General features: G+C 68.3%; 11 protein-coding genes and 1 pseudogene. 2 read left to right on the top strand and 10 right to left on the bottom strand.

The window, feature by feature from the left end; translation table 11 throughout:
* Positions 1–78 precede the first annotated feature (78 nt).
* The 7 genes from mycP to I8N67_RS39980 form a co-directional block, all read right to left on the bottom strand.
* Positions 79–1,398, bottom strand: coding sequence for a type VII secretion-associated serine protease mycosin (gene mycP / locus I8N67_RS40010; RefSeq protein ID WP_234047026.1), 1,320 nt, complete (start codon positions 1,396–1,398; stop codon positions 79–81).
* A 70-nt stretch (positions 1,399–1,468) separates the two neighbouring features.
* Complete coding sequence (locus I8N67_RS40005; protein ID WP_200309223.1) at positions 1,469–2,995, bottom strand: WXG100 family type VII secretion target; 1,527 nt, start codon at positions 2,993–2,995, stop codon at positions 1,469–1,471.
* Positions 2,995–3,546 (bottom strand): DUF2563 family protein, encoded by a 552-nt coding sequence (locus tag I8N67_RS40000; protein WP_234047025.1) that lies wholly within the window; start codon positions 3,544–3,546, stop codon positions 2,995–2,997. The genes I8N67_RS40005 and I8N67_RS40000 overlap by 1 nt, the downstream gene beginning before the upstream one ends.
* 198 nt (positions 3,547–3,744) lie before the next feature.
* Positions 3,745–4,911 (bottom strand): galactokinase, encoded by a 1,167-nt coding sequence (galK, locus tag I8N67_RS39995; protein ID WP_200309222.1) that lies wholly within the window; start codon positions 4,909–4,911, stop codon positions 3,745–3,747.
* Between the two features lie 69 nt (positions 4,912–4,980).
* A complete protein-coding gene (gene galE, locus I8N67_RS39990) occupies positions 4,981–5,946 on the bottom strand; it encodes a UDP-glucose 4-epimerase GalE (protein ID WP_200309221.1) in 966 nt (321 codons plus the stop codon).
* Positions 5,943–7,004: a galactose-1-phosphate uridylyltransferase gene (galT, locus tag I8N67_RS39985; protein ID WP_200309220.1), complete on the bottom strand. Its 1,062-nt coding sequence runs from the start codon at positions 7,002–7,004 to the stop codon at positions 5,943–5,945. The genes galE and galT overlap by 4 nt, the downstream gene beginning before the upstream one ends.
* A gap of 59 nt (positions 7,005–7,063) precedes the next feature.
* Positions 7,064–7,408 carry a hypothetical protein gene (locus I8N67_RS39980; protein WP_200309219.1) on the bottom strand — a complete coding sequence of 115 codons (345 nt, stop codon included), beginning with the start codon at positions 7,406–7,408 and terminating at the stop codon, positions 7,064–7,066.
* Between I8N67_RS39980 and I8N67_RS39975 the strand changes: the two are divergent.
* Both I8N67_RS39975 and I8N67_RS39970 read left to right on the top strand, forming a co-directional pair.
* Positions 7,374–7,838: pseudogene (locus I8N67_RS39975) on the top strand (Na+/galactose cotransporter); the annotation flags it as partial. The gene I8N67_RS39980 and the pseudogene I8N67_RS39975 overlap by 35 nt on opposite strands.
* Positions 7,839–7,858: 20 nt before the next feature.
* The gene (locus I8N67_RS39970) at positions 7,859–8,200 is read left to right on the top strand and encodes a hypothetical protein (RefSeq protein ID WP_200309218.1); all 342 of its coding nucleotides are present in this window, start codon (positions 7,859–7,861) and stop codon (positions 8,198–8,200) included.
* Between the two features lie 40 nt (positions 8,201–8,240).
* Here the strand turns inward: I8N67_RS39970 and I8N67_RS39965 are convergent, their stop codons facing one another.
* The 3 genes from I8N67_RS39965 to I8N67_RS43535 form a co-directional block, all read right to left on the bottom strand.
* Positions 8,241–8,462, bottom strand: a complete 222-nt coding sequence (locus I8N67_RS39965) for a hypothetical protein (RefSeq protein ID WP_200309217.1) — start codon at positions 8,460–8,462, stop codon at positions 8,241–8,243.
* An 85-nt stretch (positions 8,463–8,547) separates the two neighbouring features.
* On the bottom strand, positions 8,548–9,426 hold the full coding sequence (locus I8N67_RS39960; RefSeq protein ID WP_200309216.1) for a hypothetical protein: 879 nt from the start codon (positions 9,424–9,426) through the stop codon (positions 8,548–8,550).
* Positions 9,427–9,506: 80 nt separating this feature from the next.
* Positions 9,507–9,642, bottom strand: a 136-nt coding sequence (locus tag I8N67_RS43535) for an ATP-binding protein (RefSeq protein WP_504740837.1), incomplete at its 5' end; no start/stop codon positions are given.

The following is a 9,642-nucleotide window of genomic DNA, read 5'->3' as shown; positions in this document are numbered from 1 at the left end:
GCTTTAACTTACCAACGCGGCCCTTGGCGTGAATCGCTTGCGCGTTGTCTCGCATGAAGGTTTCACACACGTCTGGGCTCAGGTAGGGCTCGCCCCCTGGTCTCTGGGAGCGTTGTGGCCCGGGGCGCTGGGAGGTGAGTACGGAGAAGGCGGATGTTGCGGTGTGGGGTATTGAAGTGGGTCCGGGGGGTAGATGGTTACCGGGCTCGGCACCGCTTTCGGAGCACGGCGTTTGCGGACGATTACGAAGGCAGCGATCGCCCCGCCCAGGAGTGCGGCGGCGATGCCGCCCAGGACGATCCACACCATGGTGTTGTCTTTGGAAGCGGAGGCTGTCCTCTCGGTGCTCTTCTCCTGGGCGGGGGGATCGGCGGCATCTGTTGCCGACGCCTCGGGGGACGGCAACGCGGAGGATGCGGCCGCGAGGTCCGGGAGCGGGTATTCGTCGGCGGGGCCCAGGGCGCCGGGGTTCTGCAGGGCTATGCGGGGGCGGACGATGCCGTAGCCGATGGAGTCGTTGCGCTCGGCGCCGTCGGTAGGAGCGCCAATGGTGTTGAGCATGACGCGGAGGACCTGGTTGTTGGTCCAGTTGGGGTGCTTGGACCAGATGAGGGCGGCGCTGGCGGAGGCAATGGCGGTGGCGTCGCTGGTGCCGCTGGTCTTGCAGAGGCCGGTCTTACCTCCACAGGCATGGACCATGTCTTCACCCGGGGCGGAGATGTCAACCTCAGGGCCGTACTGGGACCAGGACGCCCTACGGAGGTTCTTGCCTACTGCCGCCACGGCCACGACACCGGGCGTGGCAGCCAGTTCGCTCATCTGATGCACCTTGTCGGCATCATTGCCGACGCCCGCGAAGACCAGCGAACCCTTGTCCACGGCATACCTGACCGCCTCGGTCAGCTCGGGGTTTCTGTAACCGCCGCCCATCGAGATGTTAATGACCTGAGCTCCGGAATCAGCCGCGTAGCGAATGCTCTTGCTGAAATACCCAGACCCATCGAATGCACCCATCTCATCGGGATGTGGCATCCGGATGGGAAGGATTTTGGCCCCGGGGGCTAGCCCGAACGCACCGTCGCCGCCTCCGTATGCTCCCGTGCCAGCTATAAGCCCGGCCATTCCGGTGCCGTGACCGTCGTAATCCGTGTGTTCGTCGCCGGCGCGGCTTGAAGGCGCGAAGTCCTTCCCTTCAAGTACCTGCCCTTCCAAGTCGGGATTGTCCGGGTCAACTCCGGTGTCGATGACGGCGACCGTGATGCCCTTACCGGTGCTGGTCTGCCACATCTGCTCGGCCTTCATCGCGTCAAGAAACCACTGTTGCTCACGGGTTGAGGCGGCGTGGGCAGGTACTCCCGTGACTCCCACCAGTAGCAGGCCGAGTAGCGCCGATGCCATGGCATGGTGGCGTCCATGTCGAGGGCTGGTGGTGTGCATGCGGTTCGCTCTCTCCGTTCCGGGATAGGCGTCAGTCGGCGGCCGGTGGTGCGGTGCGGCTGTTGCCCTGCCGTCGGGTCTCCTCGTCGCTGGCAGGGCGGCGTGGCCGGACGTTCCTGTTGTCCGTGCGCGTTGAGGAGTTCGACCCGGGTACGCGAGGGGTGCCTGTTCCTCTGTTCTCCCCAGGGCGAACACCGCCGGGTGCACCGCCTACGATGCCGCCACGCGTCGTACCACCACCGGAGGTCGTACCGGTTCCTGCCGTCCCACCCGAGCCACCGGAGCTGCGCACCGCACGGCCCGTCTGTTGCGGAGCGCCTCCGATGACGCCGCCGTTCGGCGAGGGGAGACGGCGACCGGTCGTCGGTCCCTGCTGACCGGCCGCTCGTCCCGTGGGAGTCGCCGTACCGGTGGTGGGGCCCATCGGGGGACGTCCGGTCGAGCCCGGTGGTGCCGCTACCACGGTTCCACGATGGGGCGTTCCCGCCTGGCCGCCCAAGGGCGGGGTGACCGGACGACCGCCGATGATGCCGTTACTACCGCCCGGCGCACGCACGGCATTCGGAGATTGAACAGCCTGACCAGCAGGGAACTGAGGCATACGGCCAGTCACGGCCGGTCGCCCCTGCGCCGGCGGGCCACCAGCGGGCAAACCCTGCCTACCCGTCACTGGGGGAGCCCAATTCGAGTGCGGAGGGCTTCCCGGCCCCTCCAACCGTCCGGCACTGGGCGGACCGCTTGGCGGACCCGTCGCTGTCCGCTTGTCCTGCGGCAACGTTTCCACCGAGTCGATACCCATCCGAGGCGCGGGCGCGTCCTCCGCCGGCGCGACACGCTCTGGTGAGCGAGTATCCAACGATCGCCTCGTGTCGGAAGCCTCGGAAGTGACATCCCGGCTCCGAACCGAATCCAGTGAGGAGACTTCGCCTGGCGAAGGAGTGCTCTGTGCAGAAGCGCCCGGACGTGCCAGGTCAGAGCTTTGTTCGTCGATAGGAGCTGGCGCGATCGCCGTCGGCGGCGGCGCGAACTTGGGCCTCTCCAGTGCGTTCAGCTGCACCGCCGAAAACGCGTAAGCCTGCCCCAGCTTCACCATCTCCGCAGCGGCCTCCTGCCGCACCTTCTCCTTGCCGGCCGCCAGCGCGGTGAGTTCGGCTGCGGACTTGGCGGAGATGGTGTCCGCGTCGGGGTCGTTGTGGGCGACCGTCGCCGCGTCGAGGTTCGTCTGAGCCCCCTCCGCCATGCGCGGGATCGCGGCCTGGGCGCGGGCGATGGCGTCGGAGGCCTGGGCCAGCCACTTCGCGGAGCTCTCGCTGAAGTCGCCCAGGCGCAGCGTGGAGTTGGCCAGGTCGGCGGTCCAGGCGCGGAAGGCGTCCGCGCCCTCGCCCTTCCACTCGACCCATTGGGGGCGGATCTTGAGCTCGTCGGCGATCTTACGAATCTCCTCGGCCGCCGTTGCCAGCCGGTCGGCTGCGGACTGGACTGTTCCGCTGTTGGCCTGGTCGAGCCACTGGAGCATGCGCTCGTGGCTCATGCCGTCGAAGGTGCCGCCGCCTGCCATCAGATCGTGCCTCCCGAGTCGCCGCCGTCCGCGGGTGCCTGTGCCTGATCCGGCGGTGTCGCGTCCCGGCCGGCACCGCCCCGCTGCGGCAGACCCGGGTCGTACGCCCCGCCGTAGTGCTCCGTCGTCTCCGCGCTGATCGCCGCCATGCGGTCACGGATGTCGAGGTCGATGTTCTGGTAGCCCTTGTGGGCGGCGAGGACGGCGATGCCCATGCCCTCCATCGAGTCGGAGAGGAGCTTCGAGAGGTTTTCCAGTTCGGTGATCACTGTCTCGTACGCGGTGAACAGGCCCGCCGCCTCCGCCCATTCGCCGTTGCCGCCGCCGAACTGGGTGCGTACGAGTTGTTCCTTGCCGACCTTGCCGGGGCCGGCGTCGGAGTCCTTGAGGTCGCTGATCAGCTGGTCGACGCGCTTCTGGAAGGCCGCGATCGACGACAGCTCGGTGACCAGATCTCCGGCCGCGTCCCGCACGGAGTCAAATGCGGTGTCGAACAGGCCGGACATCCACGAACCGCCCGAGGATCCATCCGCCCCGTCGCCCTTCGACATCGTCGCCCTCCCCGTAAAGCCATTACCTCCGGCAACTCTAACTACCTGCTGTGACAGTGTCATGGGCGAGATCCGCCAACACATGAGTGCTCGTACTCAGATGTGGCCCTGGAGTGCGGGGAGTTGGCCGTGTTCATGGTCGTGGGGCGGGGCCCGTCGGCCCCGCCCCACCTCACACCCCAGGTCAACGCACCCAGATCACAAAACCCGCCGCGCCCCCGCCGAAGGCACCGCCACGAAGACCCTGGGCGCGGTGAACCCGGCCGCGGCGAAGGCCTCTTCCACCGCCTTGGTGATCGTCTCCGCGTCCGCCGCCTCGGCGAGGACGATCGCGGAGCCGCCGAAGCCGCCGCCCGTCATGCGGGCACCCAGGGCGCCCGCGCCCGACGCCGTGTCGACGACGAGGTCCAGTTCGGGGCAGGAGATGCGGAAGTCGTCGCGCAGGGAGGCGTGGCCGGCGGTCAGGACGGGCCCGATCGCGCGGGTCTCGCCCGACTTCAGGAGGGAGACGACCCGCTCCACCCGCCGGTCCTCCGTCACCACATGGCGGACCAGGCGGCGGACCTCCTCCTCGTCGCCGAGGCGGTCGAGGGCCGCGTCCAGCTCGTCGTACGCCACGTCCCGCAGCGCGTCGACGCCGAGCAGGGCGGCGCCCTTCTCGCAGCCGGCGCGGCGCTTGCCGTACTCGCCCTCGCTGTGGGAGTGCTTGACCTGGGTGTCGACGACCAGGAGCTGCATGCCCTCGGCGGCCAGGTCGAAGGGGATCTGCTTCTGGGAGAGGTCGCGGGTGTCCAGGAACAGGGCGTGGCCGGCCTCGCAGCACGCGGAGGCCGTCTGGTCCATGATCCCGGTGGGGGCGCCGACGTAGACGTTCTCGGCGCGCTGGCACAGCCGGGCCAGCTGCCAGCCCTTGAGGTTCAGGTCGAACAGGTCGTTCAGGGCCAGCGCCACGACCACTTCCAGGGCCGCCGAGGAGGAGAGCCCGGCGCCCGTCGGGACCGTGGAGGTGAGGTGGATGTCGGCGCCGGTGACCGCCGTGTGGCCGGCCTCGCGCAGCGCCCAGACGACGCCGGAGGGGTATGCCGTCCAGGCTCGGTCGGCCTCCGGGGTCAGCCCTTCGAGGGTGAGCTCGACGACGCCGCCATCGACGTCGGCGGAGTGCAGGCGCAGCAGGCCGTCCGTGCGCCGGGAGACCGCCGCGACGGCGGTGTGCGGGAGGGCGAAGGGCATGACGAAACCGTCGTTGTAGTCGGTGTGCTCGCCGATGAGGTTCACCCGGCCCGGCGCCGCCCACACTCCCTCCGGCTCCGCCCCGTACAGCTCTTCGAACCGCTCGGCGACAGCGACCTCTACGGTCTCGCTCATCCCCTGACCCTGCCCTTTCCGTACCTGACTACCGACCGACCAGCCAACCGAACTGGCTGAGCCGGCACACTACTTGTCGCGCTCCTGCGCGAATTTCCACGCGTCCGCGACGATGGCCGCGAGGTCCGCGCGGGACGGGTTCCAGCCGAGGCGTTCGCGGGCCGTGGCGGCGGAGGCCACCAGGGTCGCGGGGTCGCCGGCGCGGCGCGGGGCGGCCACCTCCGGGATGGGGTGGCCCGTCACCTGGCGGACGGTCTCGATCACTTCCCGCACCGAGAAGCCGTTGCCGTTGCCGAGGTTGCAGATCAGGTGTTCGCCCGGCTGCGCGGCGGCGACCGCCAGCAGGTGGGCCTCGGCCAGGTCCGCCACGTGGATGTAGTCGCGGACGCAGGTGCCGTCCGGCGTCGGGTAGTCGTCGCCGTAGACGGAGATCGCGTCGCGCCTGCCCTGCGCGACCTGGAGGACCAGCGGGATGAGGTGCGACTCGGGGTCGTGGCGCTCGCCGCACGAGCCGTACGCGCCCGCCACGTTGAAGTAGCGCAGCGACACCGCGCCCAGCCCGTGGGCGGCGGCCTCGCCGGTGATCATGTGGTCGACGGCGAGCTTGGAGGCGCCGTACGGGTTCGTCGGCTTCGTCGGGGCGGACTCCACGATCGGGGTCGTCTCCGGCTCGCCGTACGTGGCGGCCGTGGAGGAGAAGACCAGCTTGCGGACGCCCGCCTCGCGCATCGCGCCGAGCAGCGCCATGGTGCCGCCGACGTTGTTGTCCCAGTACTTCTCGGGCTTCACGACGGACTCGCCGACCTGTGAGAACGCGGCGAAGTGGAGGACGGCGTCGAAGGAGGTGTCCAGCCATTTGGCGGCGTCGCGGATGTCGCCCTCGATGAAGGCCGCGCCGGCCGGCACGCCCTCGCGGAAGCCCGTGGAGAGGTTGTCGAGGACGACGACCTCGTGGCCCGCCTCCAGCAGATGCTGGGCGACCACGCTGCCGACATAGCCCGCGCCACCGGTGACCAGGTACTTACCGCTGCTCATGAACTCGCTACCTCTCGCAGTCGCTCGGCCGCGCGCTCCGGCGGCACGTCGTTGATGAACACGTTCATACCGGATTCGGAACCCGCGAGAAACTTCAACTTGCCGGAGGTGCGGCGGATGGTGAAGAGCTCGAGGTGGAGCGCGAAGTCCTCGCGTACGACGCCTTCGAACTCCTCCAGCGCGCCGAACGGGGCCTGGTGCCAGGCTGCGATGTACGGCGTGGGCGGTTCACCTTCGCCGAAGATCCGGTCGAAGCGCCTCAAGAGTTCCAGATAGACCTGGGGGAATTCTGTGCGCGCGTCCTCGTCGAGCCCGAGCAGGTCGGGCACCCGGCGCGTCGGGTAGAGGTGGATCTCGTACGGCCAGTGCGCCGCGTACGGCACGAAGGCGACCCAGTGCTCGGTCCGGAGCACGATCCGCTCCTCGGCGAGTTCCCGCTCCAGGACGGCGTCGAAGAGGTTCTCGCCGCCCGTCGCGTCCTTGTGGGCCGCGAGTGAGCGCAGCATCAGCGCGGTACGGGGCGTGGTGAAGGGGTACGCGTAGATCTGCCCGTGCGGGTGCCCCAGGGTCACACCGATCTCGGCACCGCGGTTCTCGAAGCAGAAGACCTGCTCGACGGAGGGGAGATGCGACAGCTCCGCTGTGCGGTCGGTCCACGCCTCCAGGACCAGACGGGCCTGCTCCTCGGTCAGGTCGGCGAAGGCCGCGTTGTGGTCCGAGGTGAAGCAGACGACCTCGCAGCGGCCGGCGTCACCGGCCAGCGAGGGGAAGCGGTTCTCGAACACCACGGCGTCGTACGAGGAGTCGGGGATCTCGCTGAGCCGGTCGCCCTCGGAGGGGCAGAGCGGACACTCGTTCGCCGGGGGATGGTAGGTGCGGCCCTGGCGGTGCGAGGCGATCGCCACGGAATCGCCGAGCAGCGGGTCCCGGCGCACCTCCGAAGTGGTGACGGTGCGCTCCAGGGGTCGCTTGTCCACCGCGTCGCGGACGGTGTCGTCGCGCAGGTCGTAGTAGATCAGCTCACGACCGTCGGCCAGCCGGGTCGAGGTCTTCTTCACGCCGGACTCCCCATCCGTACCGCAATCACGCCAGTAATCCATCTAATCCGTCTAGTCCATCAAACAGAACCGAACACATCAAAGCACAAGTTCCCACGCCCGTCACCATCACAACCAAACAAAGAACACCAGAATCTGCCAACTGAAGCGAGCTGCGCATGGAGAACCTCGCCGCCGAGCTTCGGCTCCCCACCGACTGGCTCGACTACACGATCCTCGCCATCTACTTCGTCGTGGTCCTGGGCATCGGCCTCGCCGCCCGGCGGTCGGTGAGAACGAGCCTCGACTTCTTCCTCTCCGGGCGCTCCCTGCCCGCCTGGGTCACGGGCCTCGCGTTCATCGCGGCCAATCTGGGCGCCACGGAGAAGAACAGCCTTCCTGGCCTCGTCCTTCTCGAACATCATGAGCTACCTCCAGACGCTGTTCTCCTTCTTCAACGTCCCGATGTTCGTCGTCTTCATCATCGGCATGTTCTGGCGGCGCGCGTCGATGAAGTCCGGCTTCTGGGGCCTGCTGGCCGGCACGACGGCCGCAATGATCAACTACTTCGTCCTCTACAAGCAGGACGTCCTCGACATCCCCTCCGACCAGGGCGCCAACTTCGTCTCCGCGATCGCCGGGTTCGTGGCGGGCGGGGTGGTCATGGTCGCCGTCTCCCTCTTCACGGCCCCCAAGCCGGCGGATGACCTCCAGGGCCTGGTCTACGGCACCCGCTCCCCCGGCATGGAGGAGCCGCCCGGGGAGGGCGACGACGCGTGGTACCGCCGGCCGGCGCTGCTCGGCTGGGGTGCGGTCGTCCTGGCCGCGGCCTGCTACATCCCGTTCTCGTTCTGACCACCGGAGGGTTGATCCACATGTCCGATCACTCCGATCACTCCGATCACTCCGGATACTCCGGCTACTCCGAGCGCGACGTCCAGCGCGAGGTCACCGACCTCCAGGGCAAGTCCGCGACCGCCGCCCGCCTCTTCGACATCCGCCGCATCATCGGCGGCCTGTTCGTGGTCTACGGCGTCATCGTCACCCTCGCCGGCATCACGGCTTCCGACGCCGACATCGACAAGGCGGAGGGCGTCAACATCAGCCTGTGGACGGGGTTGGGGATGCTGGGGTTGGGGGTGTTCTTTTTGGGGTGGCTGTGGCTCAGGCCGACACCTCCGCCGGTGGAGGGGGTGGCGGAGGAGGACTCCGAGTAACGCCCGTGTGAGGGCCGGCGTTCATCCCGGCCCTCACACGTCATTCAGGGGCGAAGAGGTCAGCCGGGTCCGTCACTTCGTAGGCGCGGTCGCGCAAGAGCCTGAGCTTGTCCAAGTCGGTGGTCGCCAGGATCTTGCTGCGAACGGCTGGAGGCGCCTCGATGTCTCGCCAGTAGAGGAGTCTGAGGACCAGGCGCTGCAGACGACCCTCTTCAAAGCCCTCCACATAGCCTTCGGTCCAGGCCCTTTCCGCAGCTTCCAACCATGCTCGTCGTGCCGACGGGTGCCAGATATGCGGGGGCAGTTTCCATGGAGTCCGGTCGTTCTCCGGGCTCTCGTTCGCCGTGTCAGGCTTTGTCGTCATCGAACAGGTCAGCCGCTTCGGTGACGTCGTAGGCGCGGTCCACCCAGATCTGGAGCAGGTCGGGGTCGGTGCAGCCGCGCACCCGCTGCCGGACGGATTCGGGTACGTCGATGTGACGCCGGTCCAGGGTGCGCAGGACGCTCGCGGTCCGCTCCTCCAGCCGCCCCTCCTCGCGCAGCTTCACCGCGACCGGGTTCTTGAAGAAGTAGTTCACCGGCATCATCAGCTCCTTCCACACCTTCTTCGCCTGGTCGTCCACCAAGCCTGACTCGACAAGTTCCGCGAACACCATCGCAGTGTCGGGGTCCACGGTCTCCAGAACGGCTGCGAGTGGTTCCAGTATCGCAGCGGCATCCCGGCCTTTACCATGCGTGATCGCCGAAAACACCGCGCGGGTGACATCCCGTGCCACCTCCGCCTCGTCCGCGATCACCGGCACGTTGTCCGGTCCGAGGACGAGGGGCCGTACGACGAGCGAGGCTGAGCCCGGCAGGCCGAACCTGATGGGCTGGGCGGCCCACCGGGCGGTGGCACGGCTCTGGGTCATGACGATCAGCACCGGCTCACAGCGGTACTTCTCGTGGAGGTACGCGAGGTAGTACGGCCAGCTGCCCCGCTTCCGGTCGTCCTTCTCTCCCTGCGATTCCAGAACCAGCAGGAAGGCGCCCTCATCGGTGTCCACCCGCACCAGGCTGTCCACCCGGCGCTCCACCGGAGCGATCTCCGTCAGGTCCGTGTTGACCACGGAGATCGCGCGAGGCTCCGGAAACGGCACGTGGAACAGCCTTCGGAAGCTGCGGATCATGCCCTCGGTGTCCTTCTGACAGATCTGATGCAGCGCCTCGTGTGGCGAGCTGACCATCGGATCCCCTTTCTGTCGGCGTGCTTAACGAGCGATGCGGGCTCTTCGGCGGATGCGAGGGGTGATTGGTCTGGGGCGCGTTATGCGGCCGGCAGTTCGCACCAGACGTACTTGCCTCGGTGGCCGAAGCGGGATGAGGGCTGCCAGCCCCATACGTCGGTGCAGGCCCGGACGAGGGCGAGGCCGCGGCCGTCTTCGGCGGCGGGCTCCGCCAAC

It is taken from the genome of Streptomyces adelaidensis, from assembly GCF_016598475.1.
GTDB classification, from domain to species: domain Bacteria; phylum Actinomycetota; class Actinomycetes; order Streptomycetales; family Streptomycetaceae; genus Streptomyces; species Streptomyces adelaidensis.
This window is presented reverse-complemented; position numbering and strand designations above follow the sequence as displayed.

Excerpts from the sequence above, each read along its gene's own strand:
- mycP (WP_234047026.1), bottom strand. The coding sequence starts at position 1,398 with ATGGCATCGGCGCTACTCGGCCTGCTACTGGTGGGAGTCACGGGAGTA.
- I8N67_RS40005 (WP_200309223.1), bottom strand. The coding sequence starts at position 2,995 with ATGGCAGGCGGCGGCACCTTCGACGGCATGAGCCACGAGCGCATGCTC.
- I8N67_RS40000 (WP_234047025.1), bottom strand. The coding sequence starts at position 3,546 with ATGTCGAAGGGCGACGGGGCGGATGGATCCTCGGGCGGTTCGTGGATG.
- galK (WP_200309222.1), bottom strand. The coding sequence starts at position 4,911 with ATGAGCGAGACCGTAGAGGTCGCTGTCGCCGAGCGGTTCGAAGAGCTG.
- galE (WP_200309221.1), bottom strand. The coding sequence starts at position 5,946 with ATGAGCAGCGGTAAGTACCTGGTCACCGGTGGCGCGGGCTATGTCGGC.
- I8N67_RS39980 (WP_200309219.1), bottom strand. The coding sequence starts at position 7,408 with ATGATGTTCGAGAAGGACGAGGCCAGGAAGGCTGTTCTTCTCCGTGGC.
- I8N67_RS39970 (WP_200309218.1), top strand. The coding sequence starts at position 7,859 with ATGTCCGATCACTCCGATCACTCCGATCACTCCGGATACTCCGGCTAC.
- I8N67_RS39960 (WP_200309216.1), bottom strand. The coding sequence starts at position 9,426 with ATGGTCAGCTCGCCACACGAGGCGCTGCATCAGATCTGTCAGAAGGAC.